General features: G+C 71.8%; 22 protein-coding genes and 1 pseudogene. 11 read left to right on the top strand and 12 right to left on the bottom strand.

Annotation, left to right across the window (positions count from 1 at the left end; all coding sequences use genetic code 11):
- The first annotated feature begins 26 nt into the window (after positions 1–26).
- From ACTWP9_RS25520 to ACTWP9_RS25505, 4 genes are read left to right on the top strand one after another with little or no spacing between them, the layout of a single operon-like run.
- Positions 27–1,400: an ABC transporter substrate-binding protein gene (locus ACTWP9_RS25520; protein WP_443248710.1), complete on the top strand. Its 1,374-nt coding sequence runs from the start codon at positions 27–29 to the stop codon at positions 1,398–1,400.
- Positions 1,397–2,374: a carbohydrate ABC transporter permease gene (locus ACTWP9_RS25515; RefSeq protein WP_443248609.1), complete on the top strand. Its 978-nt coding sequence runs from the start codon at positions 1,397–1,399 to the stop codon at positions 2,372–2,374. Before ACTWP9_RS25520 ends, ACTWP9_RS25515 begins: the two co-directional genes overlap by 4 nt.
- The gene (locus tag ACTWP9_RS25510) at positions 2,371–3,273 is read left to right on the top strand and encodes a carbohydrate ABC transporter permease (RefSeq protein WP_443248608.1); all 903 of its coding nucleotides are present in this window, start codon (positions 2,371–2,373) and stop codon (positions 3,271–3,273) included. The genes ACTWP9_RS25515 and ACTWP9_RS25510 overlap by 4 nt, the downstream gene beginning before the upstream one ends.
- On the top strand, positions 3,270–4,259 hold the full coding sequence (locus tag ACTWP9_RS25505) for a zinc-dependent alcohol dehydrogenase family protein (RefSeq protein WP_443248607.1): 990 nt from the start codon (positions 3,270–3,272) through the stop codon (positions 4,257–4,259). Before ACTWP9_RS25510 ends, ACTWP9_RS25505 begins: the two co-directional genes overlap by 4 nt.
- A gap of 108 nt (positions 4,260–4,367) precedes the next feature.
- Here the strand turns inward: ACTWP9_RS25505 and ACTWP9_RS25500 are convergent, their stop codons facing one another.
- Together ACTWP9_RS25500 and ACTWP9_RS25495 are read right to left on the bottom strand one after the other, a co-directional pair.
- Positions 4,368–6,398 (bottom strand): CocE/NonD family hydrolase, encoded by a 2,031-nt coding sequence (locus tag ACTWP9_RS25500; protein ID WP_443248606.1) that lies wholly within the window; start codon positions 6,396–6,398, stop codon positions 4,368–4,370.
- A gap of 53 nt (positions 6,399–6,451) precedes the next feature.
- On the bottom strand, positions 6,452–7,741 hold the full coding sequence (locus ACTWP9_RS25495; protein ID WP_443248709.1) for an ATP-grasp domain-containing protein: 1,290 nt from the start codon (positions 7,739–7,741) through the stop codon (positions 6,452–6,454).
- A 325-nt stretch (positions 7,742–8,066) separates the two neighbouring features.
- On the opposite strand from ACTWP9_RS25495, the gene ACTWP9_RS25490 reads away from it, so the two are divergent.
- Complete coding sequence (locus ACTWP9_RS25490) at positions 8,067–8,300, top strand: hypothetical protein (protein ID WP_443248605.1); 234 nt, start codon at positions 8,067–8,069, stop codon at positions 8,298–8,300.
- A 157-nt stretch (positions 8,301–8,457) separates the two neighbouring features.
- Here ACTWP9_RS25490 and ACTWP9_RS25485 read toward each other — a convergent pair whose 3' ends face one another.
- Both ACTWP9_RS25485 and ACTWP9_RS25480 read right to left on the bottom strand, forming a co-directional pair.
- Positions 8,458–8,919 (bottom strand): DUF4345 domain-containing protein, encoded by a 462-nt coding sequence (locus ACTWP9_RS25485; protein WP_443248604.1) that lies wholly within the window; start codon positions 8,917–8,919, stop codon positions 8,458–8,460.
- Between the two features lie 34 nt (positions 8,920–8,953).
- The gene (locus ACTWP9_RS25480; protein ID WP_443248603.1) at positions 8,954–9,613 is read right to left on the bottom strand and encodes a TetR/AcrR family transcriptional regulator; all 660 of its coding nucleotides are present in this window, start codon (positions 9,611–9,613) and stop codon (positions 8,954–8,956) included.
- A gap of 71 nt (positions 9,614–9,684) precedes the next feature.
- Here ACTWP9_RS25480 and ACTWP9_RS25475 point away from each other — a divergent pair.
- Positions 9,685–10,164, top strand: a pseudogene (locus tag ACTWP9_RS25475) (SRPBCC family protein); the annotation flags it as partial.
- A gap of 23 nt (positions 10,165–10,187) precedes the next feature.
- On the opposite strand, the gene ACTWP9_RS25470 reads toward ACTWP9_RS25475, so the two are convergent.
- The gene (locus ACTWP9_RS25470) at positions 10,188–11,030 is read right to left on the bottom strand and encodes an MOSC domain-containing protein (protein ID WP_443248602.1); all 843 of its coding nucleotides are present in this window, start codon (positions 11,028–11,030) and stop codon (positions 10,188–10,190) included.
- Between the two features lie 169 nt (positions 11,031–11,199).
- Here ACTWP9_RS25470 and thiI point away from each other — a divergent pair, with 169 nt between their 5' ends.
- The 5 genes from thiI to ACTWP9_RS25445 all read left to right on the top strand — a co-directional run bounded on the left by thiI (position 11,200) and on the right by ACTWP9_RS25445 (position 19,645).
- On the top strand, positions 11,200–12,516 hold the full coding sequence (gene thiI, locus ACTWP9_RS25465) for a tRNA uracil 4-sulfurtransferase ThiI (RefSeq protein WP_443248601.1): 1,317 nt from the start codon (positions 11,200–11,202) through the stop codon (positions 12,514–12,516).
- Positions 12,517–12,858: 342 nt separating this feature from the next.
- Positions 12,859–15,555 (top strand): class III lanthionine synthetase LanKC, encoded by a 2,697-nt coding sequence (gene lanKC, locus ACTWP9_RS25460; RefSeq protein WP_443248600.1) that lies wholly within the window; start codon positions 12,859–12,861, stop codon positions 15,553–15,555.
- Positions 15,556–15,800: 245 nt separating this feature from the next.
- Positions 15,801–15,923: a SapB/AmfS family lanthipeptide gene (locus tag ACTWP9_RS25455; protein WP_016471140.1), complete on the top strand. Its 123-nt coding sequence runs from the start codon at positions 15,801–15,803 to the stop codon at positions 15,921–15,923.
- 4 nt (positions 15,924–15,927) lie between these two features.
- Complete coding sequence (locus ACTWP9_RS25450; protein ID WP_443248599.1) at positions 15,928–17,775, top strand: ATP-binding cassette domain-containing protein; 1,848 nt, start codon at positions 15,928–15,930, stop codon at positions 17,773–17,775.
- Entirely contained in the window at positions 17,768–19,645 is a 1,878-nt protein-coding gene (locus ACTWP9_RS25445; RefSeq protein ID WP_443248598.1) for an ATP-binding cassette domain-containing protein, read from the top strand. Before ACTWP9_RS25450 ends, ACTWP9_RS25445 begins: the two co-directional genes overlap by 8 nt.
- Before the next feature lie 49 nt (positions 19,646–19,694).
- Here ACTWP9_RS25445 and ACTWP9_RS25440 read toward each other — a convergent pair whose 3' ends face one another.
- The 7 genes from ACTWP9_RS25440 to ACTWP9_RS25410 form a co-directional block, all read right to left on the bottom strand.
- Positions 19,695–20,294, bottom strand: a complete 600-nt coding sequence (locus ACTWP9_RS25440; RefSeq protein WP_443248597.1) for a LuxR C-terminal-related transcriptional regulator — start codon at positions 20,292–20,294, stop codon at positions 19,695–19,697.
- 166 nt (positions 20,295–20,460) lie between these two features.
- Positions 20,461–22,362, bottom strand: a complete 1,902-nt coding sequence (locus ACTWP9_RS25435) for a complex I subunit 5 family protein (RefSeq protein WP_443248596.1) — start codon at positions 22,360–22,362, stop codon at positions 20,461–20,463.
- A complete protein-coding gene (locus ACTWP9_RS25430; protein ID WP_443248595.1) occupies positions 22,359–22,706 on the bottom strand; it encodes a sodium:proton antiporter in 348 nt (115 codons plus the stop codon). Before ACTWP9_RS25430 ends, ACTWP9_RS25435 begins: the two co-directional genes overlap by 4 nt.
- The gene (locus ACTWP9_RS25425; protein ID WP_443248594.1) at positions 22,703–23,488 is read right to left on the bottom strand and encodes an MnhB domain-containing protein; all 786 of its coding nucleotides are present in this window, start codon (positions 23,486–23,488) and stop codon (positions 22,703–22,705) included. Before ACTWP9_RS25425 ends, ACTWP9_RS25430 begins: the two co-directional genes overlap by 4 nt.
- Positions 23,485–23,757, bottom strand: a complete 273-nt coding sequence (locus ACTWP9_RS25420) for a Na(+)/H(+) antiporter subunit B (RefSeq protein ID WP_443248708.1) — start codon at positions 23,755–23,757, stop codon at positions 23,485–23,487. Before ACTWP9_RS25420 ends, ACTWP9_RS25425 begins: the two co-directional genes overlap by 4 nt.
- Entirely contained in the window at positions 23,750–24,214 is a 465-nt protein-coding gene (locus ACTWP9_RS25415) for a monovalent cation/H+ antiporter complex subunit F (RefSeq protein WP_443248593.1), read from the bottom strand. Before ACTWP9_RS25415 ends, ACTWP9_RS25420 begins: the two co-directional genes overlap by 8 nt.
- Complete coding sequence (locus ACTWP9_RS25410) at positions 24,211–24,387, bottom strand: hypothetical protein (protein ID WP_443248592.1); 177 nt, start codon at positions 24,385–24,387, stop codon at positions 24,211–24,213. The genes ACTWP9_RS25415 and ACTWP9_RS25410 overlap by 4 nt, the downstream gene beginning before the upstream one ends.
- Positions 24,388–24,537: the final 150 nt, after the last annotated feature.

Below are 24,537 nucleotides of genomic sequence, written 5' to 3'. Positions count from 1 at the left end.
GCTGTCAGAGCAGTCCGCAGGGCCGGATACGTAGCCGACCACGACGGGCCGGGGCGGTCAGGGCGGCCACCGCCGCCGGCACGGCGGGCGTACTGCTCGCGCTGTCCGCCTGCGCAGGGGCAGGCGCTCTGGGCTCCGGAGGCGACACGATCAATGTCCTGATGGTGAACAACCCGCAGATGCTGGAGCTCCAGAAGCTCACCGCCAAGCACTTCACCAAAGAGACCGGCATCAAGGTCAACTTCACGGTGCTGCCGGAGAACGACGTCCGCGACAAGATCAGCCAGGACTTCGCCAACCAGGCCGGGCAGTACGACGTGGCGACGCTCAGCAACTACGAGACGCCGATCTTCGCCAAGAACGGCTGGCTGCGCTCGCTGACCCCGTACACGCGCAAGGACAAGGGTTTCGACCAGCAGGACATCCTCCCGTCCGTGCGCGAATCGCTCAGCGGCGAGAACGGCCAGGTCTACGCGCAGCCCTTCTACGGCGAGTCGTCCTTCCTGATGTACCGCAAGGACGTCTTCGAGCGGGAGGGCCTGAAGATGCCCAAGCACCCCACCTGGCCGCAGGTGGCGAAGCTCGCGGCCGCGGCGGACGGTGCCGAGCACGGCATGAAGGGCATCTGCCTGCGCGGGCTGCCCGGCTGGGGTGAGCTCGTCGCCCCGCTGACGACCGTCGTGAACACCTACGGCGGAACCTGGTTCGACAAGGACTGGAAAGCACGGCTGAACGATCCCGCGTTCCGCAAGGCGACCAAGTTCTATGTCGATCTGGTGCGCAAGCACGGCGAGTCCGGGGCAGCCCAGTCCGGCTACGCCGAGTGCCTCAACAACATGACCCAGGGCAAGACCGCCATGTGGTACGACGCGACGGCGGGCGCCGGCTCACTGGAGAGCGCGAAGTCCAAGGTGAAGGGCAAGATCGGCTACGTACCCGCGCCGGTCGTCAGGACGAAGAGCTCGGGCTGGCTCTACAGCTGGGCCTGGGGCCTCCAGAAGGCGAGCCGCAACCCGGACAAGGCGTGGAAGTTCATCTCCTGGGCGTCCGGCAAGGAGTACGAGAAGCTGGTCGGCAAGGAGTTCGGCTGGGCCAACGTCCCGGCGGGCAAGCGGGCCTCGACGTACGAGCTGCCCGAGTACAAGAAGGCCGCCGGCGCCTTCCACGAGGTCACCCGCGAGGCCATCACCGAGGCCGAGCCCCGGAACCCGGGCGTGCAGAAGCGCCCCACGATCGGCATCCAGTTCGTGGACATCCCCGAGTTCTCCGACCTCGGCACCAAGGTCTCCCATGAGATCAGCGCCGCCATCGCGGGCCGCCAGTCGGTGGACAAGGCGCTGCAGAAGGCCCAGCAGCTGGCGCAGGAGGTCTCCGACGACTACGAGGGAAGAGGCCGATGAGCACTCCGACCACCACTCCGGCCCCGGGCGCGCACGAGGACAAGCCCGTGCCGACCGCTCCGCCGGCAACCGCCGCACCGAAAGGACCGCCGAACCGGCTGCGGGCCTGGGTCACCCGGGCTCCGCTGCTGCCCGCGCTGGTCTTCATGATCGTCGTCACCCAACTACCGTTCGTGGCCACGCTGGTGGTCTCGTTCTTCGACTGGAACGCGCTCTATCCCGAAGCGCGGTCCTTCGGCGGCTTCGAGAACTACCAGGAGGTGCTCGGCGATCCCGAGCTGCGCGACTCGGTGCTGACCACCGCGCTGCTGACCGCCGTCGTCGTACTGGCCAGCCTCGTACTCGGGCTGCTGCTTGCACTGCTGCTCGACCGGAGCTTCCGGGGACGCGGACTGGTGCGCACCCTGCTGATCGCACCCTTCCTGCTGGTGCCGGTGGCCGCGGCGCTGCTGTGGAAGCACGTGCTCTACAACCCCGAGTACGGGCTGTTCAACGGTGCGCTCAACTGGCTGTTCGGGGAGAAAGCGCCGCAGCCGGACTGGGTGGCCGAAATGCCGCTGGGCGCCGTGGAAGTGGCGCTGATCTGGCAGTGGACGCCGTTCATGATGCTGATCCTGCTCGCCGGACTGCAGAGCCGTCCCGCCGACGCCATCGAGGCCGCACGGATCGACGGGGCGGGGGCCTGGCAGATCTTCCGCTATCTGACGCTGCCGCATCTGCGCCGCTATCTGGAGCTGGGGGCGCTGCTGGGGTCGATCTACATCGTGCAGAACTTCGACGCCGTCTTCACCATCACCTCCGGCGGGCTGGGCACCGCGAACCTGCCGTACACCATCTACCAGACCTTCTACCAAGGCCATGAGTACGGCCTGGCCTCGGCCGCCGGGGTGCTCGTCGTCATCGGCTCCCTGCTCATCGCCACCCTCGCGCTGCGGGTGGTCTCGTCCCTGTTCCGCGAGGAGGTCCGCGCATGAGCGCTCTGACCGCAGGCGCACCCGAGGCGGCACCGTCCGCCGCGCCGCCGAAGGCCGCGTCCGCCGCGCCGAGAAGTGTCCGCCGGAAGAACGCCGCGCTGGGCCTGCTGGCCTGGGTGTGCGGGCTGCTCTTCGTGCTGCCGATCGCCTGGATGGTGCTGACCTCGCTGCACTCGGAGTCGGACGCCGCCACCAATCCGCCCTCGCTCGCGGCGCCGCTGACCCTGGACGGCTACCGGGAGTTCTTCGGCGCGGGCGGCGGCGCCGGGCCGTGGCCCGCGCTGGCCAACTCGCTGATGGCCTCGGTCTTCTCCACCCTGCTGGTGCTGGTGCTGGCACTGCCGGCCGCGTACGCGCTGTCCATCCGGCCGGTACGCAAGTGGACCGACGTGCTGTTCTTCTTCCTGTCGACGAAGATGCTGCCGATCGTCGCCGGGCTGTTGCCGATCTATCTGTTCGCGAAGAACACCGGCTTCCTCGACAACATATGGCTGCTCGTCATCCTCTACACGTCGATGAACCTGCCGATCGCGGTGTGGATGATGCAGTCCTTCCTCGCCGAAGTGCCGACCGCGCTGATCGAGGCGGCACAGATCGACGGGGCACGACTGCCCACCGTCCTCACCCGGGTCATCGCACCGGTCGCCGCGCCCGGAATCGCGGCCACCGCACTGATCTGTTTCATCTTCTCCTGGAACGAGATGTTGTTCGCACGGGTGCTGACGGGGGTCGTGGCGCAGACCGCGCCCGTCTTCCTGACCGGCTTCATCACCAGCCAGGGGCTCTTCCTGGCCAAGGTGTGCGCCGCGTCTCTCGTGATCTCCCTGCCGGTGCTCGCCGCGGGGTTCGCCGCCCAGGACAAGCTGGTCCAGGGCCTGTCGCTAGGAGCCGTGAAATGAAGGCCGCACTCGTCGAGTCCGTGGGCAAGGTGTCCCTGACCGAGATTCCCGACCCGGCCCCCGGACCCCGCGAGGTGGTGGTGAAGGTCGCGGCATGCGGGCTGTGCGGCACCGATCTGCACATCCTCCAGGGCGAGTTCGCCCCCTCGCTGCCGCTGGTGCCCGGGCATGAGTTCGCCGGGGAAGTGGTGGCGCTGGGCAGCGAGGTGACCGAGCTGGCCGAGGGCGACCAGGTGGCCGTCGACCCGTCGCTGTACTGCCACGAATGCCGCTACTGCCGACGCGGCCACAACAACCTGTGCGACCGGTGGGCGGCGATCGGCGTGTCCCGCGCGGGCGGCGCCGCCGAGTACGCCGTCGCACCCGTCGCCAACTGTGTACGCCTCCCCGCGCACGTACGTACCCAGGACGCCGCGCTGATCGAGCCGCTGTCCTGCGCGGTACGCGGTTACGACGTACTCAAGAGCCAGCTCGGCTCACATGTGCTGATCTACGGCTCCGGGACGATGGGGCTGATGATGCTGGAGCTGGCCAAGCGGACCGGTGCGGCAAGCGTGGAGATGCTCGACCTCAACCCCGACCGGCTGGCCACGGCACGCCAGCTGGGGTGCAGCGGCGCGGCGGCCACCGCCGAAGAGCTCGACCGGCCCGAGGGCTGGGACCTGGTGGTGGACGCGACGGGCAACGCGGCCGCCATCCAGGACGGCCTGAGCCGGGTCGCCAAGGCAGGCACGTTCCTGCAGTTCGGCGTCTCCGACTATGCGACGCGGGCCACCATCGAGCCGTACCGCATCTACAACCAGGAGATCACCATCACCGGTTCGATGGCCGTGCTGCACAGCTACGAGCGGGCCGCCGAACTGTTCGCGGGTGGAATCCTCGATCCGGACGTGTTCATCTCGGACCGGATGCCGCTGGCCTCCTACCCGGAGGCGCTGGGGCGCTTCGCCGAGGGGAAGGGCCGCAAGATTGTGGTGGTCCCTTGAGAGGGTGAGCTCTCCTGATCACGGGCTGCCCCTGTCCGCCGTCCGCAGTCTGCGGGCGCGTTGTGGCCGTTCGCGCAGTTCCCCGCGCCCCTTCGGGGCGCGGGGCCCCTAGAGGCAGTCGCGGGGCACCTCTTCGTTCCAGGTGCGGGAGAAGACGCGGTTGCCGGACTCGTAGGCGTCCAGTGTGGCGTGTACGTGGAAGGCGGTCTCGGTGCAGGTCAGCACCGTACGGGTAGCGGTCTGCGTCTCCCAGCCGTCGCGCCGGAACGTCATCGTCCAGACGGACTCGCCGGCCACGGAGGTGAAGTCGTCGGCGATCGCCGTGTACCGCTCGTACGCGCGGCGGCCGACCTCCAGCCCGATGTGGTCCAGCCGCTCCGTCCCCCGGTCCTTCACGATCTCCAACTCCTGGTGGTAGCCGATCAGATCGCGCTTGACGTCCCAGCGCTCCTCCGGGGGCTTGAGCGTGGTGGTGGGCAGCGGCGGCGCCCCCTCCGGTTCGCCGAACAGACCGCGCGGTGCCTCTCCCTCCTCCTGCGGGGTGCGCACCGGCAGGGTGAGGGTGCTGGAGTTCTCGTACACGCTCAGCAGCGAGGGCCTGGGCGGCGGCCAGGCCAGCGGCCAGTACGAGGTGGACAGGGACAGCCGGATGCGGTGGCCCGGCGGGAACGCCTGTGCCACCCCGTTGAGCTGCACGGTGGCCCGGTAACGGCAGCCGGGCTCCAGCGGCTCGGGGTCGTCGGTGCCGCTGTGGCGGGTGAGGTTCAGCAGGCCGTACGTGATACGGGTGGCGCTGCCGTCGGGCGCCACATCGGACAACCGCGCGGCGACCTGCGCCACCGGCTCGCCGACCGACAGCTCCAACTCGACGCTCGGCGAGCCGAGGATCTCCAGCCGCTCGGTGAGCGGCGCCGTCTCGAAGACCAGTGATCCGCCGTCCTCCTCCCGCTGGTCGTAGGGCAGATCCGGAGGCGCGTTGTAGGAGGCCCACTTGCCCGCGAACTGGCCGACCGAAAGGGGCGAACGCACCGTCAGCGCCGCTCCCGGCACCGCGTCGTCCTGCTCCTCCGGGGAGCAGATGCGGTAGCGGGACAGCGGGTGGTCGACCTCCGTGACGTGCGGCGAAGGCCACTCCGGCTCCACCACCCAGCGGCCGGGCCGCTCTTCGTAGGCGGTGGACGGAGGCACGCTGTCCTGCATCCAGGTGCTCAGCATGGGGTCTTCCATGACGCCGTTGTCGACGCCCTTGAGCCAGCGGTCCCACCAGCGGACGACCTCCTGGAGATAGCCGATGGCCGGGCCCGGCTCGCCCAGGTGCGGGAACTTGTGCGACCAGGGACCGATGAGGCCCTTGCGCGGGACGTCGAGGTGGGCGAGGAGCCGGGTGACGGCGTTGGAGTACCCGTCGGCCCAGCCGCTGGAGGCCAGCACGGGGCAGCGCACGGCCTGGTAGTCCTCGCAGACCGAGGCGTGCCGCCAGTAGTCGTCGCGCCGCTGGTGGCGCAGCCATTCCAGTACCCACGGCTCGCTGTGCTCCAGCCGCTCGAACCACATGTCGCGCCAGCGGTCCCCGACGACAGCGGGGTCGGGCGGACAGGTGCTGTAGGCGAACATGGTGCCTGCCTCGGCCAGGTTGTCCGACAGCAGCGTGCCGCCCATGTAGTGCATGTCGTCGGCGTACCTGTCGTCGGTGAACGAGGCGATGACGATGGCGCGCAGGCTCTCCGGCCGGTGCGCCGCGACCTGGAGGGCGGCGAAGGCACCCCAGGAGATGCCCATCATTCCGGTGGTGCCGTCGCACCAGGGCTGTGCTGCCAGCCATTCGAGGACGGCCTCGGCGTCCTGCTGCTCCTGCTCCAGATACTCGTCCCCGAGCACTCCGTCGGAGTCCCCGGTGCCGCGCAGGTCGACGCGCACGCAGTTGTAGCCGTGGCCGGCGATGTAGGGGTGGTGGATCGAGTCCCGTACGGCGGTCAGGTCGCGCTGTCGGTAGGGGATGTACTCCAGCACCGCCGGCAGGGGCTCCTCGTCCGAACAGACGGGACGCCATACCCGGGCCGACAGCCGGGTGCCGTCCGGGAGCGGCACGGTGGTGGGCTCTTCCTTGGTCTCGTAGGGCAGGTTGTGCACGCTGCGCATGGCGCGGTCTCCGCTCGACGGTCGTGCTGCGGTGCGGTAGTGCTGCGGTGCGGTTACGCGGGCCGGGCCGCATCAGCATCACTGGAGGCGGTGCCGGCCGGGGCCGTGGCATGAAGGCCCAGGGCCGCGATGGCGCGGTCGTACTTCTCTCGCAGGTGGGTCTCGTCCTCCCCGGCGGTGAAGATGTGCGCGATCTCGTAGCTGTAGCTGTCCTGCTGTGCAAGGTTCCGCAGCCGCTGGCCCTCGTCGGGCACCACGTCGATGCGCACGCCGGGAATCTCCTCCTCCACCCTGGCGACCTCCTCGTCGGAGGGCACCTGCCGGGCCACACCGTCGGTGAACCAGCGGTGGTACCACTTGGCCGCGCACAGGTAGGGGCCCGCGCGGTGCGGAAGGGCGGGATCCCGGCCGAGGGCGAGGGCGAGCATGCAGTGATGGTTGGGGACGCCGTCCACATAGTCGAACAGCTCGGCGTGGGACTGGGAGTGCCGCGGGTTGATCTCCAGCAGCTTGATCTCGCCCTTCCCGGGGTCGTAGAAGAACTCGATGCTGAAGGTGGCGGCCTCCATCCCGATCTGCCGGACGACGCGCCGGGAGACCTCGGCCAGCCGCTCCTGGACGGGCTCCGGGAGCCTGCTGGGGTACTGGTGGCGCAGGAAGGAGGACGTTTCGGGGTAGTTGATGGAGTCGAGCACCCCGTAGACGGTGACGGCGCCCTGGTGCACATAGCCCTCGACGGCGACCTGGAGGCCGGTCAGCCTCTCCTCGGCGAGACAGACCATGCCGCCCACCCGGGCCATCTCCTCCGGGAGCTCGATCTGGTCGAGCACGTACTCGAACGGCTTGCCGAGCCGGGTGATGCCCTCGCGGATCTTGTCGACGGCCGCGCGGAACTCCTCCAGGTCCGCCACTCCGTAGGCCAGTTCCGAGGAGTAGGACAGCGCCGGCTTGACCCACATCGGGAAGCGCACCCCGGCGGGCGGCTCCGGCCGCGCGGTGTCCAGATCCACCGGGCCGAACCTCGGCACCTCGTCGACGACCTGCTGCTGCTCCAGCCTGCTCCAGTACTTGTGCTCGCACTTGACGACCGAATCCAGGCTGGTGCTGCGCGTGCCGTACTGCTCGGCCAGCAGCGGGATCATGGTGCTGACGGGGAAGTCCCAGTACCCGACGACGGCGTCGATGCGGCCGTCGAAGGAGTCCAGGACGCCCCGCGCCCGGTCCAGCAGCGCGGGCACCGAGATCTCGTCCCCCTGCAATTCCTCCGGGGCCAGCAGCGGATGGAAGCGGTAGCGGGCCGCGTCGGGGACCGCTTCCAGGGTGGTGCGGTTGGCGTCGTCCATGCCCAGGACGAAGATGTTCTTCTCCTCCTGCGTGGCCGCGTTGCCCGTGGTGTTTCCTGTCGCGTTCTCGGCCGTGGTGTTTCCCGTGGTGTTCTCGGATATGGACACGTGCCCTCTCCACATCAGTGTTCGGTGGTCCCGGGCGGAGCCCGGGGCCGCCGGCGCACCGGCCCGATCCCGGCAGCCGGGACCGGGTTGCCGGGCAGCGGAGCGGAGAAACGTGCGCGTCAGGCCGGGTGGTGCCTCGTTGCCGATCCGCAGCTTGATCGTTGGAGCCAGTGCGAATCCGGAGCACTGGGTTCCGGAGCGAGGAGAGGAGAACTCGTTGACACGGAGGAGTATCGCGCTGGCAGCAGCCGTTGCGATGAGCGGCGTACTGCTGGCGACCGGGCAGGCCACCGCCACGTCCCACACCCAGGCGCGGGCCGGCAAGCCGCCTTTCCCGTACGTCGACTGCATCAAAGAGGTGAAGAAGCAGCACAAGGCCAGTGACGCAAGGGCCAAGAACATTTGCGACCAGCTGGTGAAGAAGGGCTGGATCAAGCCGCCGAACGCCTGAGCCTGCCGAAGAGCCCCCGTCGGACAGCGGATGTGCTGTCCGACGGGGGCTCTTCGCGTCGCGCCCGGTCAGTGGTCAGCGGTCACCTGTCATCAGTCAGCGGTCATCAGCCGTCAGCTGTCATCGGTCGGCGCTCAGCGGTGGACGGCTGCCTGATTCACCGTGCCGCACCGGCGGGTGTCCGCCGAGCGGGTGCCTGCTGGGCGCGGGCCGCCTTGGCGACTGCTGTCTGCCAGGCCAGCAGGCCGGGGACGGCGACCAGTTCGAGGCCGAGCGCGGCGATCATCGTCGGGTACGGGCGGCCTGTCCTACGCCAGGAGACCACGCGTCCGATGCCACCGGCGAACGCAGTGCCGAGCACCAGGCGCAGCACGCCGCCGCGCTGTTCCACGCGGGGCAGCGAGGACCAGATGAGCGGTGCGGCTGCCAGCCAGAAGGCGTTGACGAAGCGGTACTCGCTGTCGAGCGTCGCGCTGACCTGCCCGCTCTGCCCGGGAAGCGCCGAGGGGCCGGCGAGCATCCCGGCCGTACCGGAAGCGAACGGGATCGCGGCGAGGGTCCCGAGTGTGAGCTGGAGGGCCCGCCGTCCGCAGTCCCCCTGTGCTGAAGAAGAAGCCATGCCCTCATGGTTGCGCACCACCTCGGCCTCCGCCTCAACTTCCGTCCCCGCCTTTACCGCTGTTTCCGCGGACCGGCGTTTCCGCGCCGGGCGGCCCCGCCTGGTTCGGCAGGGTGTCGACGAGGGTTGCCGCGCAGTCCTCGACGAGGGTCTCGGCGTGCGGGGGGAGGGTGCCGCCGCTGCGCAGATGGCGCCGGACGACGGCGAGCGGAAGGTCGATCAGGGCGAGGGTGAGGCGTTCGGCGCCCTCGGGGCCCTCCGCGCCCAGCGCCGTGGTCAGGGAGCCGATCGCGGCGAACATCCGCTGATTGCCCCGGTCGGCGCGTGATCGGTGTTCGTCCGACCAGTCCTCCCGCCCGAAGTCGCCCGGGCCGCAGAGGAGCACGGCCGCCTCGCCGGGGTGGGCACGGCACCAGACGACGACATGCCGGGTGGCGGCGCAGGCGCCCTGCCGCGCGTCGTCGTGCGCGGAGAGGACGCGTAGATAGCTCTCCTGGAAACGTTCGACGGTACGCAGCCACACCTCGGCCAGCAGCGCGTTCCGTCCGGCGAAGCGGTGGTAGAGGGAGCCGCTCGGCGCGCCCGCCTCCTTGGCGACGGCTGCCATGGTCACGCCTGCCGGACCGGATGCGGCAGCCAGCCGGACGGCGGCATCGAGGAGCTGTTCGGTATCGAATCGGGGTGGCCTCGCCATGGTCGGGAGGGTAACCTGCCCGTATTAGAGAGCCCTCTCTAAAACTGCTTCGCAAGCCCTACGGAGGTCCGATGGACGTCTACAACGTGCACGAACGGCTACTGTCCGCACCGCCGAGCCAGGTGGGCACCCTGCTCGACTCGCTGGCCGGCGACGACGACCGGCTGTGGCCGCACGGCTGGCCTGCCATGGCGTTCGACCGGCCACTGGGGGAAGGTGCCGCGGGTGGCCACGGCCCGGTGCGCTACACGGTCGCCGCCTACGTTCCCGGCACCTGGGTGCGCTTCACCTTCACCGCTCCACGGGGCTTCGACGGCTTCCACGAGTACGCGGTGTTCGCGGCGGACGGCGACCGCACGCTGCTGCGGCACACCCTGGCCATGAGGGCGCGCGGCGCCGTCCGCCTCAGCTGGCCGGTGTTCTGGGGCCCGCTGCACGACGCCTGTCTGGAGGACAGCCTGGACGGCGCGGGGCGCAGTTGCGGAGGCGAGCCGGCCCGCCCCGCGCACCACAGCGGGTATGTGCGGGCCCTGCTGCGGCTCGCCGCCCGCCAGAGCCGGAGGGAGGAGCGGCGCTACACCGGTTCCCCGTCGGCCCAGGCGGTCACCTCCACCTTGTCCCCCACCGCGAGCGTCCCGGGCCGCAGCACCGAGAACTTGGCACCGAAGGTGACGCCGCCCTCCGGGGAACGGCGGTAGGTCGCCAGCGTGCGGAGGGGCTCCGGACCCGCCTTGTTGCCTGAGCCCTGTTCGACCAGGGTGACCGCACAGCGCACGGCGAGCTTGGTGAAGCCCAGCTCCGCGTCACCGATCCGCAGCAGCCGTGCCCTGTCCTCGGCGTGCGGTTCCGCGTCCCAGCCGTCCACCACGACGTTGGGGCGGAAACGGGCCATCGGCAGCGGCGCTGCACCGCGTTCGGCGAGCCGCGCGTTGAACCGGTCCAGGGTGGCCCGGGAGAGGAGGTGGACGGCCGAACTGTCGGCGTAGCGGGAGGTGCCGGGAGTGAGACCGTCGGTGACCCTGTCGTTCCGGGGCGGGACCCGGACCAGTCTGCTGGGGGCGCCGAGCACCTCCGAGAGCCAGTCGGCGGCGTCCGCCCCCTGGTCGATACCGCGCAGCGGCTGCCCCAGCATGTCCACTTCCCGCGGCTCTCCCTCGAGCTCCACGTCGACGTGCAACGCCTCTGCGCCGGGTGCGCGCAGCGTCAACCGCTCACCGCCCGGTCCCGTTTCGCTCACCTCGGGGCGGATGACGGCGAGCTTCGGGTCCCGTCGCTGGGTACGTCCCACACCTTGCGGCGAGACCACCATGAAGCCGCGGTCGTGGGTGAGTCCGGCGGGCTGCATGACCGCGCTCCTGGTGGAGACGGCGGCACACCCCTTGACGGGGTAGTAGGCCAGCTCGACGACCTCGGCCATGTGCTGCTCCCTTGGTTGTGTGTCGGTTGGCTGTGCGCACGCTCCGTCGATTATGTGTGCGGCCCCCCGCCGCTCATCCCCCGGCCCGCTCTCGTGCACGGGCGCCGACAGGCAGGGCGATCACGACGGGGGCAGGGTCGCATAGCCTGGTCGTCAGGAGGAGAGTTCCGTGACCGACTCAGGACCCCGTCCACGCGCCGAGGGGCAGCCGGCGAGCGAGACACACCCGCGCCGGGCCGCGCCGGAGCATGTGCGCGAGTGCGTCCTGCTCAAGCACGGCGAGGTCTTTCTGCGCGGCCGTAACCGCGCCCGCTTCGAGGAGCTGCTCTACCGCAATCTGCGGGACGCGCTGCGCACGCTCCCCGGCCCGACGTGGGTCGAGAAGGGCCGCAGCGTCACCCTGGTGGGCGGCGCGCCTCCGCTGGAGGAACTCGTGGACTGCGTACGCCGCGTGATCGGCTTCAGCCTGGTGCAGCCGGCCGTGCGCATCCCCAGCACCGTCGAGGACATCGGCGCCCACGCGGTGCGTGCCCTGCGCCGGGTGCGGGACGAGCGCACCGGCGGCGGCGGAGAGGTGAGTTTCGCCGTACGTCCGAAGCGGCGGGACAAGTCCTTTCCGCTGACCTCCACCGAGCTGGCCGTCGCCATCGGTGAGCGGGTGCGGCTGGAGACGGGGGCGCGGGTCAACCTCTCGGCGCCGGACGTCGAGCTGGCGGTGGAGGTGGACCGGCACGCCAGCTATCTGTCCTGGAGCCGGATGCCGGGCCAGGGCGGACTGCCGGTGGGCTCCAGCGGCCGGGCGCTGGCCCTGCTGTCCGGGGGCTACGACTCGCCGGTCGCCGCCTACCGGGCCATGCGCCGCGGACTGGCCTGCGATTTCGTGCACTTCACCGGCGCTCCGTACACCAACGCTTCCTCCGTCTACAAGGCGTACGCACTCGCCCGCGAGCTCAACCGCTTCCAGCCGGACCGCGCCCTGTGGGTCGTCCCGCTGGGCAAGGCACAAAAGCAGCTCGCGATCGCGGGGGCCGGGCGGCTCCAGGTGGTAGCCCAGCGCAGACTGATGGCGCGGACGGCGAGCGCGCTGGCCCGGCGGCTGGGCGCGGAGGCGCTGGTGACCGGGGACAGCCTGGGACAGGTGGCAAGCCAGACGGTGGCCAATATGGCGGCCGTCGACGAGGCGGCCTCGGTTCCGCTGCTGCGTCCGCTGCTGGGCTGGGAGAAACAGGAGATCATCGACGAGGCGCGCGCTCTTGGCACCGCCGACGTCTCGGTACTGCCCGACGAGGACTGCTGCTCGCTGCTGGCCCCCCGCCAGGTCAGCACCCGGGCCCGGGTCCCGGACCTGCAACGGGTGGAGCGCCGCCTGGAGCTGGACGAACTCGTCGAGGAACTGCTGGCGGGCGCCTGGTCCCTGGAACCCGGCACGGACCCGGCGGCGACGGGCGTCGCCGCCGGGCAGGCTGTCATCACGCCGGGCACCTGATCGGTCAGCAGGCCGTGTCCGGTGGATCTTGCCGCGCCCTCGCCTGTGCCGGGAAGGGGCGCCCCTGCCTGCCGCCGCCGGGCTGCGGAGCTCGTCGTCGTTGATCGCGCCGTTCCCCGCTGGACAAGCCGCGAAGGAGTATCGCCTGTGTCCCGTTCCGGACAGCGGGGATCTGGGGCTCGGCGTGTGAACGTGACGTTTCCTGTGGGAAATTGCCGATGGCCGGCGGATGACCGACGGGCTGCCCATGCATTTCTCACATTCGGTTCATGACAGAATTGACTACCCATTCCCCTTCCCGTGCTGCACGCTTGATCCCGTGCTTCCCAGGGGAGGGAAACGATGGACAAGCGGTACGAGATTTTCTGTCTCGCCGACCCGTATTTCTACGACACGCCGGACCGCTTGTCGCATTCCGCATCGAGCACCGCACAAGGCGATGCACCGGCCTCCGCACCGGGCGACGACGACGCCCCGGAGCCGGACCCCGGAGAGTTACCGGTGGCCAGCCGCCCGGTGCCTGCCGGATGGCGGCAGACCAGGTCCGGCGACTGGCTGGAACTCCGCCCACTGACCGGCGAGTTCCCGCTCCAGGGCTGGAAGATCCACGCCTCGGCCACACTGGAGAACGCGAACGAGATCGGCACGGCCGTCCGGGACTACTGCGTACCCCGCAGAATTCCCTTCAAATTCGTACCGCACCGCACTCTGCTGTACCTGCGCAATGCCAAATACGCCGGGCGCGGCACGAGCGGGAAATTTGCCACCATCTATCCGGCCGACGAAGCGCAACTCGAAAGTATTTTGCGCGAGTTGGGGGAAATACTGGACGGCCGGCCGGGCCCGTACATTCTCACGGACCTGCGCTGGCGCAAAGGGCCGCTGTACGTACGGTACGGGGGCTTCGCACCGCGCTTCTGCGTCGACGGCCAGGGCAGGCTCGTGCCCGCCGTGGAGGACGCGCACGGTCGGCTCGTACCCGACCGCAAGGACCCCGCGTTCCGGGTGCCGGACGGTGTGGAGCTGCCCGCGTTCCTGCGCCCGCAGCTGGCGGCGCGTGCCGCGGCCAGTGTGACGGACCTGCCGTACCGCATCGAGCGGGCCCTGCACTTCTCCAACGGCGGTGGGGTGTACGGCGGTACCGACACCCGCGACGGGAGCCGGGTCGTGCTCAAAGAGGCCCGGCCGCACGCCGGGCTCGCCGCCGACGGGGCCGACGCGGTGGCGCGGCTGGAGCGGGAGAAGGCCGCGCTCGACCGGCTCGCCGGGCTGCCGGTGGTTCCGGCCATACGCGACTGGTTCGAGCTGGACGGGCACCGGTTCCTGGTGATGGAGGAGCTGGCGGGCCAGACCCTCAACTCCTTCTTCGCCAAGCGTCACCCGCTGCTGAGCGCCGAGCCCGATCCGGAAGCAGTGGCCCGGTACACCGAGTGGGCGCTGCGGATGCACCGGCTGGTCGAGCAGGCCGTAGCGGCGGTGCACGGGCGGGGCATCGTCTTCAACGACCTGCATATGTTCAACATCATGGTCGCGCCGGACGAACAGTCCGTCGCACTGCTGGACTTCGAGGCGGCGGCGCCCGCGGCGGACGATCCGCGGCAGATCGTCGCCCACCCCGGCTTCATCGCCCCGGCCGACCGTACCCGCTACGACATCGACCGTTACGCGCTGGCGTGTCTGCGGCTGGCGCTGTTCGTCCCGATGACGACGCTGCTGGCCGTCGACCGCGGCAAGGCAGCACATCTGGCCGGGATCGCGGCCGAGCAGTTCCCCGGCATCCCGGAGGGGTTCCTGGCCGAGGCGGTCGCCACCATCGAGGGTGCCCGCACGGAGGATCCGGCCTCCCGCACCGCCACCAGTGCGCGCGCCGCTGCGGACGCCCTCGCGGCCCGTTCCCCAGCGCCTCGCCGGCCGGTTCGCGCCGCTGCTCCCGTCGCACTCGGCGACTGGCCGACAGCGCGTGCGGCAATGACGCGGGCGATCCTCGCCTCGGCCACGCCCGAGCGCGACGACCGTCTCTTCCCGGGCGACATCGCACAGTTCGGCGACGGCGGCGGACTCGGCCTGGCGCACGGTGCCGCCGGGGTGCTGCACGCACTCGCCGAGACCGGCGCGGGCCGGTACCCGGAGGGCGAGGAGTGGCTGCTGCGGCATACCGATCCCCCGCCGCGCGGCACCCCGCTGGGGCTCTACGACGGACTGCCCGGAGTCGCCTGCGTACTGGCCCGGTTCGGACACACCAAGCGGGCACTGGAGCTCACCGAGCAGGTGCTGGACGAGAAATGGCAGCGTCTGGGCAGTTCGCTGCACGGCGGACTCGCCGGTCTGGGCCTCGCCCTGGAGCAGCTCGCCCACGACACCGCGGAGCAGCAGCTGCGCTCCGCCTCCGACGAGGCCGCACAGCTGCTGGCCCAGCGGCTGGACGAGCCGGACGACCGGGCCCCGGGCGTCAACAGAGCCGGACTGCTGCACGGTGCGACCGGAGCTGCGCTGCTGTTCCTGCGGCGGTACGAGCAGCACGGTGACCCCGCGCTGCTCGATCTGGCGGAACGCGCGCTCGACCGCGATCTGGCGCACTGCGTCCAGGACAGCGCGGGGACCTGGCAGGTGGACGAGGGCAGCCGCGTCATGCCGTACCTGGGCGCGGGCAGCGTGGGGATCGCCATGGTGCTGGACGACTTCCTCGGGCACCGGCCGGAGCACGCCGGGTTCGCACGCGCACGGGAAGCGATCCTGCCCGCTGCCCGGATGCGCTACTACGCGCAGCCCGGCCTCTTCCAGGGCCGCGCCGGAATGCTGCTGCACCTCAGCAGGACCAGCACTCCCCAGGTCACCGAGGCCGACCGGGAGGCGCAGCTCGCGAGGCTCGGCTGGTACGGCATGGCCTACCAGGGGGGCCTCGCCTTCCCCGGCGACCAGATGATGCGGCTGTCGATGGACCTGGCGACCGGCACGGCAGGCTGCCTGCTCGCCGCGGGGGCTGCCGCCGGCTCGGGCGGGGCAAGCCTGCCTTTCCTCGCACCGCCGTCGCCGCCCTGAGCCGTCTCCGGCGCATCTGCCGGCAAGGGGGTGCCCCTGCCCGCCCCGCGCTGCGCCGAGCTTGGGCAGTCTGCGCCAGGGGCGCCGGGTGGGCAGGCGCAGCCCCCCATGCCGGGTACGCAAGAGCCGCCGGGCAAAGCCCTGGGCGGCGCTCATAGACCGGCCTCCGGGACGGGGGCCGTACTGAACCACCACCGTCCCTGCAACACACACAACCCAACACCCCGATAGGGAAGGAAACCACCATGGCACTGCTCGACCTGCAGACGATGGAGCCCGAGGAGCGGACCGGCGGCGGCGACGACAGTAGCGCGAGCCTCCTCCTGTGCGACAAGCACAGCTCCCACAGCACGCTCCTGTGCCTGTGACCGGGTGACACAAACACCCGGTGCTCCTGGGCGGGGTTCTCCCCCCGCCCAGGGGCGCTCTTCTGTCTCCGGGCGGCGGACCGGCGGGGCCCCGGCGGCGGCCGACCGGTTGCTGCTTGCCGCGTCACGCCCGCAGCTGCGGCGTACGGTGGCGCTCTTTCTCTCGGCAACGGCCGCAGCAGGTGCCGGACTGGCGCTGCCCGCCGCCCTCGGCCGTACTCTCGACCTGCTGCTCGCCGGCGAAGGGGCCGGCAGTGCGGAAGCGTCCCGCTGGCTCGCCGGATGCGCGGTGCTGACGTGTGCGCTGGTGGTGCTGGACGCCGCCGACACCGTGCTCACCGGCACGCTCAACTCCCGTACCACGGCGCGGCTGCGCTCCCGCCTCGTCGGCCGTCTGCTGGCGGTCGGCCCGCTGCGTGCGGAGCGCTTCGCCCACGGCGACCTGGTCACCCGCTGCACCGGCAACGCGGCGCACGCGGGCACGGGGCCAAGCAGTGTTGCCTCGGCGCTGGCCGCCGCGGTGACGCCGGTGGGGGCGCTGGTGGCGCTCGCCCTGCTCGATCTGCGGCTCGCCGCCGTCTTCCTCGCCGGTACACCGCTGCTGGTGCTGCTGCTGCGCGCGTTCTCCCGCACCTCGACCGACTGTGTGGCCCGCTACCAGGAGACGCAGGCCCGGCTCGCGGGGCGGCTTGTGGAGGCACTGGCCGGGGCCCGCACCATCGCGGCGGGCGGCATCCGGGAGCGCGAACGGGCCCGGGTGCTGGAGCCGTTGGCGGAGCTGTCCGCGCACGGACACCGCATGTGGCACGTGCAGGGCCGCGCCACCGCACAGGCCGCCGTACTGGTGCCGCTGCTCCAGGTGGCTGTGGTCGCGGTCGGCGGGCTGCTGTTGAGCGAGGGAGAGCTGAGCGTCGGCGGGCTGGTCGCCGCCACGCGCTACGCCGTTCTGGCGGCGGGCGTCGGCACGCTCGTCGGACAGCTCAACGCCCTGGTGCGCGCCCGTACCGCGGCGCAGCGGCTGGCGGAGGTACTGAACGTCGCCCCCATGCCGGGCGGGCGGCGGATGGTGCCGGAGCACACCGCGGGCACCGGTGCGGGTCGGCTGGAACTGTGCGGTGTCCGGGCCTCGTACGGCGGGGAGGCGGTGCTGCGCGGCGTGGATCTCGTGGTGCCCGGCGGGACGACGGTCGCGGTGGTCGGCCGGTCCGGCGCCGGCAAGTCGCTGCTGGCGGCGGTCGCCGGGCGGCTCGTCGAACCGGAGGCCGGGCGGGTGCTGCTGGACGGCGCCGACCTGGCCGAGCTGGAACCGGCGGCGCTGCGCCGGGCCGTCGGCTTCGCGTTCGAGCGCCCCGTCCTCTTCGGCGCCACCGTCGGTGACGCCGTCGCCGCGGGTGTCCGCGCCGAAGGGGCGGCTCGCGAGGCGCGCATCCGGACGGCGGCGCGTGCCGCCTGTGCCGAGGAGTTCGTCCGCACTCTGCCGTACGGCTATGACACCCCTTGCGAGCAGGCGCCGCTCTCCGGTGGCGAGTTCCAACGTCTGGGTCTCGCCCGCGCACTCGCCCAGGGCGGCCGGGTGCTCGTCCTGGACGACGCCACCTCCAGCCTGGACACGGTGACGGAGCTGAAGGTGACGCGGGCACTGGTGGGCGCGGGGGGCGCGGACGGAGGGAACGGAGGGGCCGTGGGGCCGCGGACCCGGCTGGTCGTCGCGCACCGCGCCTCGACCGCCGCCCGCGCTGACCTGACCGCCTGGCTCGACGGTGGCCGGATCCGTGCGCTGGCACCGCACGAGCAGCTGTGGGAACGGCCCGCCTACCGGGCCCTGTTCGGCAGCGGGAGCGGCGATGGCTGAGTCCGGGAAGGGCAGCGGAGAGGGCAGGGGGAAGGCGACGGCGCGCCTCCGGGTGGCACCGCGCAGTGCTCGGCGAGGGCTCGGGCGGGCAGGGGTGGCCTTCCTGCTGCGGCGCCCCCGGGTGCTGGTGGCGCTCGCGGGCTGGTCGGTGCTGGAGGCGGCGTACACCTTCGCGCTGGGCTTCGCGCTCGCCCGCGCCCTGGACGACGGTTTCCTGGCGGGCCGCCCGGCAACGGGCCTGGCATGGCTGTCCGGCGCCGCTTCGGGGCTGCTGCTGGGGGCGTGGGGAACGGCGCGGGTCTACCGCCAGGTTGCGGCGCTCGCCGAACCGCTGCGGGACGAGCTGGTGCGCCGCGTGGTGGGGCGGGGACTGTACGAGGCCGTCGCCGCCACCGGCGCGCCGGGGCGTGGCGCGGGCGACGCGTCCGGCACCGGCGTCGTCTCCCGGCTGACGCACCAGGTGGAGATAGCCCGGGACAGCTTCGCCGGACTGGTGATGGTCTCGCGATCGTTCGTCTTCACGCTGACGGGGGCGGCCTTGGGACTGGCCGCGCTGGCGCCGGTGCTGCTCCTCGTCGTCGTACCGCCGCTGGTGGCGGGGCTCGCCGTCTTCGCGGGGACGCTGCGGCCGCTCGCCCGCAGACAGCGGGACTTCCTGGTGGCCGACGAGGAGTTGGCACGCGAGGTGGGCACGACCGTACGCGCGCTGCGGGACGTGACCGCGTGCGGTGCGCAGGAGACGGTACGCCGGTCGGTGGAGCGGCGCGTGACGGCGGAGCGGCGGGCGGCCGACGCACTCGCCCGCTGGGGCGTCACCCGCGCCCTGGCTCTCGGCCTCGGCGGGCGGCTGCCCGTGGTGCTGTTGCTGCTGCTCACTCCCTGGCTGCTGCGGCACGGGGTGAGCGCCGGGGCGCTGGCGGGAGCGCTCACGTATCTCACCCAGGCGCTGCTGCCCGCGCTGCAGAGCCTGGTGCACGGGCTGGGAGGGGCCGGTGCCCGGCTCGCGGTGGTGATCGGCCGACTGCGGGAGGGCGCGCCGGGCCCGGGCCCGGAGGCGCCGGATACGCCCTTGCCGAGCCTGCCGGGACCCCGTAGGACGGCTGCTGTTGCGGCGGCCGGGCGGGGAGTTCCCGCACTCGAACTGCGGGGCGTCACCTTCGCCTACGGCCCGGCGGCGGCGCCGGTGCTTTCGGGGCTCGATCTCACCGTCCCGGCAGGCGGGCGGCTGGCGGTCGTCGGGCCCAGCGGCGCCGGAAAGTCCACACTTGCCCTGCTGGTGGCCGGACTGCTGCGGCCCTCGGACGGTGAGATCAGGCTGTACGGGCAGCCGGTCGCCCCCGAACAGCCGCTGTTCCAGCAGCAATTGGCCGGGCAGCGGGTGCTGATCCCCCAGGAGTCGTACGTCTTCACCGGCAGCGTGCGGGACAACCTGTGCTGTCTGCTGCCGGAACGCTCCGGACCGTTGCCGTGCCCTGTGCTGCTCAGCGCCGTCGAGACGGTGGGTGCCCAGGCGCTGGTACGGCGGCTGGGCGGACTCGACGGGTGGGTGGATCCGGTGGCGCTCTCGGCCGGTGAGCGGCAGCAGTTGGCGCTGGCCCGCGCCTATCTCTCCCCCGCGCCGCTGGCCGTCCTGGACGAGGCCGGCAGTCATCTGGACCCGGCTGCCGAGGAGGTGGCCGAGAGTGCCTTCATCCGGCGCGGCGGTGCGCTGGTGGTGATCGCGCACCGGATCAGCTCGGCGCTCCGTGCCGAGCGGGTGCTGGTGCTGGACGGGGAGCGCACCTGCTGCGGCACGCATCCGGAGCTGCTGGAGTGCTCCGCGCTCTATCGCGACCTGGCGGCGGGCTGGGCCACGCGCTCCCGGGCGTAGCGGTGTTCACGGTCACTTCCGCGCCTTTGCCGTGCCCTCGGCCGGGTGCTCACAGCCAGCCGGCCCCCCGAGAGATACGGATGGCGTCCACCCGATTGCGGGCACCTGTCTTGCGGGTGATGGCGGACATGTAGTTGCGCACCGTGCCGGCCGACAACCCCAGGCGGCGGGCTATCTCGATGACGGGCGCGCCCTCGGCCGCCGCCGACAGCACGGTCAGCTCCCGTTCGCTGAGCGGGACTTCGGAGGCCCGCAGGAGCGTGTTCGCCAGCGCGTTGTCCACGAAGCGCTCACCTGCTGCGACCCGCCGGATGCCGGTCACCAGTTGCTCGGGCAGCGCGTCCTTGCACACGAATCCGCGTGCCCCCACGTCCAGTGCCCTGCGCAGGGCACCGGGACAGTGCTGGCTGACCAGCACCAGCAGCCGGTGTGCGGCACCCGTCCGGGAGAGCCCCGCCAGCTCGTCCAGCGGGGAACGCGCCGTCACATCGGCGTCCACGACACACACATCGGTGGTCCGCGTCCGCGCCAGTCGCGCCGCGTCCTTCGCGGAAGCGGCTTCGATGGCCATGTCCGGCTCCCTGCCGACCAGGGCGGCAAGCGCGCATCGCAATATGCGCACGTCGTGCACCAGCAGTACCCGGATCACACTCGGTCCCCCCTTGATGCCTGATCCCCACCTGTCAGGCGCAGTTCAATACATACAAGCTCAAGCCACCGAAAGCCGCACAGTTTTGGCCACAGATTGAGATCAAGTGTGTGCGATGTGTCATCGGGGGCGCGCGCGAGGGGCGCACTTCACCGGAGCAGCGAAGTCACCACACCAGCGCGGCCAGCAGTGCGATTCCGACGAGCGCACAGGCCACGTAGTCACCGACATGTCCGGAGTGCAGCCGGCGCAGCGGTACGGACCAGCGGGGGCGCAGGCCGCTGGGCACGGTCCGCAGCGCAGCGTACGCCGCGCCGACGGCGAGCGCGGCCGACAACAGCCCCAGCAGCACGCCTGCCGCCGACCAGTGCGGGGCGGGTGAGTGGATGCCGGGCTGCTCCGTGCCGTACAGCACGGCCATGGCATAGCCGGTGTGGTCGGTGAGCGTGTCGGCGGCGCGGCTGACGGCCGGCCACAGCGGGGGCACACACCCCACCGCGAGACCGCCCGCGAGGAGGGCGCCCGCGGAGGCGAGCATCGTGTCCGGCACCCGGGTCACCCGCCCCGGGGTCTCGGCCGGTTCGTCCGCGCCGGTCGTCTCCTCGCCTTCGCCGTCCGGTTCCTCCCCCTCCGCCGCCGACTCCGACGCCGTACGTGGTGACTCTTCCGCCGGCTTTCCCGCCGCCTTACGTACCGCACGGTTCAGCTGCTGCCCCGACGCGGGCTCCCCCAGCCCCAGGAAGACCCCGCCCGCGACCCGCAGTACGGCGGCGCCGGTGGTGGCGGAGACGAGTACGAAGACGACCGTCTGCCAGCTGCCCGCGGCCTCCTCCGAGACCGCCTTCCCCAGGCCCGTACCGAACGGCGGCAGCCCGGCGAGCGCCAGCCCGCCGAGACAGAACAGTGCTCCGACGCGCGGCAACTCCCGCCCCCTGCCGTGCAGTTCTCGCTCGTCGACGCTGCCGAACCGGTCCACCAGGATGCCCGCGCAGGCGAACAGGGCGGCCTTGACCCCGGCATGACCCAGGACGTACAGCGTGGCGCCCGAGACGGACTCCGGGGTGAGGACCGACAGGGCGACGAGGAACAGCCCGGTATGGGCGATGGTGGAGAAGGCCAGCAGCCGTTTGATGTGCCGCTGCAACCAGCACAACAGCGCGCCCGTCAGGGCCGTCAGCACGCCCAGCGCCAGCAGCGCACGGTGCACACCCGCCTCCGGGACGCCGCCGGGCCCGGCGAACACCGTCCAGTACAGCCGCGCCACCCCGTAGACGCCCAGCTCCACCATCACCCCGGACAGCAGCATGCACACCGGGGTGGGCGCCACCGTGTGGGCGTCGGGCAGCCAGAAGTGGAAGGGCACGGCAGCTGCCTTGATCAGGAACCCGGCGGCCACCAGCACGAACGCGGCCTTCACCAGCACGCCGGAGCCGTCAGGGGCCGCGTCCAGCCGCTGCCCCATCTGGGCGAGACCGAGCTCTCCGGTGTGCGAGTACAGCAGCCCGACGCCCAGCAAGGTGGCGTAGCCACCCAGCGAGTTGAGGAAGCCGAAGGTGAGCGCGCCCTGGACGGCGCGGGCCTCCTCTACCCGGTAGCCGGTCAGCGCGTAGGCGATCACGCCCATCAGCTCGAAGAAGACGAAGGCGTTGAACAGGTCGCCGGTCAGCGTGAATCCGCACATGCCCGACTGGAAGACCAGGATCAGCGCCGGGAAGGCTCCGGCCTGGCGGGGCGGCGGGTCGTCGAAGAACCGCCATGAGTAGACCAGCACGGCCACCACCAGCACCGAGACCAGCGCTGTCAGCCCCAGCCCCGTACCGTCCCCGACCAGCACGATCCCCACGCCCGAGCCGTGCCGGGGCCGCCAGCCGCCCAGCCACTCCACCGGCACCGGGCCGTCCGCGGCGGTCACCAGCAGCCCCAACGCCAGCGCGGCCGTTCCCGCGGCGACCGCACAGCCGAAGACCTCCGCGACATACCTGGGCAGCCATCGGCCGGTGGCCACCAGCAGCGCGGCACCCAGCAGCGGCGCCACGACCAGCAGGGGCAGGGCCTGAGCCGCCGTCATCCCCGCAGCTCCCGCAGCTCGTCGGGGTCGACGGTGCCGTGCCGCTTGGCGACCTGGACCACGAGCGCGAGCAGCAGCGCGGTGACCGTGGCGCCGACGACCACATCGGTCAGGGTGAGCGCCTGCACCACCGGGTCGACGACGGGCCGCGAGCCCGGCGGGATGTCGGAGTGGACCGGCGCGGTGCCGCCGCGCCGGTAGCCGACGGCCAGCAGCAGCACGTACGTCGACGCCTGGCAGACCGCCAGCGAGCCCACCGCGTGGATCAGGTTCCGGCTGGTGGCCAGCCCGTAGCAGCCGGCCAGGAAGAGCCAGCAGGCGACCAGGTACGGCAGTACGCTCACGCGCCGCTCCTCTCGCCGTCACGGCCCCCGGACCCGCCCGCCTGCTCCGATCCGTCCCCGCCCTCGATCACGATGGCCTGGTCGAGGAACTGCGCCAGCAGCACCACCACGGCGGCGGCCACCTCCACTCCGATCGCGGCGTTCAGCAGCGGCACGGTGCCGCCGGAGGAGAGCGTGTTGAACGTCCCGTACGGCAGGACGTTCTCCAGGAAGGCCGCGCCCGAGAGCACAGCGCCGAGACCGACCAGCAGATAGCCCGCCTCGCCCGCCGCGTCGGCCAGTGTGAACAGTGTCAGCGAGCGGACCCGCTGCAGGGCGCGGTAGTCGATGGCGATGTAGAGCAGATGAAGCGCTGTCGCTGCCACCACCCCGCCCTGGAATCCGCCGCCGGGGCTGAGTTGGCCGTGCGCGGCGATGTAGAGCCCGGTCAGCAGGGTGACGGGCAGCACCAGCAGCGCGTAGCGGCGTACGAGGGACGGGACGAGGGCCGGTGCGGGCTCCACCCGGCGCTCGTCGCGGGTGGTACGCAGGATGACGACGGTGCCGAGCACCGAGCCGAAGAGGACGGCCTGTTCGCCGAGGGTGTCGAAGGCCCGCTGGTCGAAGTTGACCGAGGCGACGGTGTTGGCGGTGTGCCTGTCGAGCGCGGCTTCCACCGCGTGGGCGCCGTACGGATGCCAGGCGCCGCCGAAGCCGGGCAGTGCGAAGCAGGCGGCGGCCAGCAGCGCGGCCACCCCCAGCCAACCGACGGCCATCACCCACATCCGCACCCGGCGGCTCACTGCTGCTCCTCCCGCCGCTCGCTGCGCGCGGCCTTGCGCCGCACCTTCCGTACGGACAGCAGCACCATCAGCGGGGTCAGCGCGGTGCCGACGGCGAGCTGGGAGAGCGCCACGTCGGGTGCCTGGAGCACGGCGAACAGCAGGGCGAGCGCCAGCCCGAGGCCCGCCAGGACGGTGGCCTGGCGCACCGGGTCACGGGTGAGCACGGTGGCCGTACCCGCCAGCGTCACCAGCAGCAGGGCGAGCGCCACCGGCAGTTCGCTATCCAACCGGCTCACCTCCTCCGGGAGGTGACGTCAGGGCCCGCATGCACACGGCGCTGCCCGCCATCAGCAGACATCCGACGAGGAGCAGTTTCACCGTCGTCCTGCCGGGGGTGGCCGCAGCGCACACCGGCACCACGACCAGCGGCACGGGCACCGTGCTGAGCACCGTCATGGCCCGGGTCACCGCCGCGGGCGGCCGGTCGGCCCGCAGTTCCTCGCCCAGCAGCCGCTCGTACACCAGCGTGCCGGCCGGGCCGAGTACGGCCAGGGCCAGCGCCATGTCCGTGTAGGCGGGGCGGGCCCAGCCCTGGGAGAGCAGCAGCAGGGCGAGCGCTGCGAGCACGGTGACGAGATTCTGCGCCAGGACCCGGCGCCGGACGGGGCCCGTACACACGCCGCACAGCGCCGGGAGGACGCCGCACAGCAGCAGCGCGCAGCCCCCTGCGAGCCAGCCGTTCACCGCCGCACCGCCGCCCTGCGGGCCGCCCGCCCGGCGACCGCCGCGAACAGCGCGGCCCCCGCGCCGACGCAACACTCCAGGATGTCGACCGTCTGGATGAGAACGAGCCACAGCCCGGCCAGTACCACCCACCAGGCCGCCACCTCCGAAACAGCCGTCAGCCGACTGCCCATCAGTTCGCCTCCCCTCCACGGTGCTGGAGTGCCCGGCGAGGTGCGCCGGCCGCCGCAGCACGCCGTCGGGGCCTGCCTCCGCCGCGACCCGCTCGGACGCGTCAGTGGGTACCACCGGGTCCCGGGTGGCAAACGGTGTCGCCGCGCGCG

The organism is Streptomyces sp. 3N207 (assembly GCF_052246355.1).
Taxonomy (GTDB): domain Bacteria; phylum Actinomycetota; class Actinomycetes; order Streptomycetales; family Streptomycetaceae; genus Streptomyces.
The sequence above is the reverse complement of the archived record's forward strand: the minus strand, read 5'-3'. Positions and strand labels throughout refer to the sequence as shown.

What these genes read in the sequence shown, in the direction of transcription:
- ACTWP9_RS25515 (WP_443248609.1), top strand. Translation starts at nt 1,397, where the DNA reads ATGAGCACTCCGACCACCACTCCGGCCCCGGGCGCGCACGAGGACAAG.
- ACTWP9_RS25510 (WP_443248608.1), top strand. Translation starts at nt 2,371, where the DNA reads ATGAGCGCTCTGACCGCAGGCGCACCCGAGGCGGCACCGTCCGCCGCG.
- ACTWP9_RS25505 (WP_443248607.1), top strand. Translation starts at nt 3,270, where the DNA reads ATGAAGGCCGCACTCGTCGAGTCCGTGGGCAAGGTGTCCCTGACCGAG.
- ACTWP9_RS25500 (WP_443248606.1), bottom strand. Translation starts at nt 6,398, where the DNA reads ATGCGCAGCGTGCACAACCTGCCCTACGAGACCAAGGAAGAGCCCACC.
- ACTWP9_RS25495 (WP_443248709.1), bottom strand. Translation starts at nt 7,741, where the DNA reads ATGGACGACGCCAACCGCACCACCCTGGAAGCGGTCCCCGACGCGGCC.
- ACTWP9_RS25485 (WP_443248604.1), bottom strand. Translation starts at nt 8,919, where the DNA reads ATGGCTTCTTCTTCAGCACAGGGGGACTGCGGACGGCGGGCCCTCCAG.
- ACTWP9_RS25480 (WP_443248603.1), bottom strand. Translation starts at nt 9,613, where the DNA reads ATGGCGAGGCCACCCCGATTCGATACCGAACAGCTCCTCGATGCCGCC.
- ACTWP9_RS25470 (WP_443248602.1), bottom strand. Translation starts at nt 11,030, where the DNA reads ATGGCCGAGGTCGTCGAGCTGGCCTACTACCCCGTCAAGGGGTGTGCC.
- lanKC (WP_443248600.1), top strand. Translation starts at nt 12,859, where the DNA reads ATGGACAAGCGGTACGAGATTTTCTGTCTCGCCGACCCGTATTTCTAC.
- ACTWP9_RS25455 (WP_016471140.1), top strand. Translation starts at nt 15,801, where the DNA reads ATGGCACTGCTCGACCTGCAGACGATGGAGCCCGAGGAGCGGACCGGC.
- ACTWP9_RS25445 (WP_443248598.1), top strand. Translation starts at nt 17,768, where the DNA reads ATGGCTGAGTCCGGGAAGGGCAGCGGAGAGGGCAGGGGGAAGGCGACG.
- ACTWP9_RS25435 (WP_443248596.1), bottom strand. Translation starts at nt 22,362, where the DNA reads ATGACGGCGGCTCAGGCCCTGCCCCTGCTGGTCGTGGCGCCGCTGCTG.
- ACTWP9_RS25410 (WP_443248592.1), bottom strand. Translation starts at nt 24,387, where the DNA reads ATGGGCAGTCGGCTGACGGCTGTTTCGGAGGTGGCGGCCTGGTGGGTG.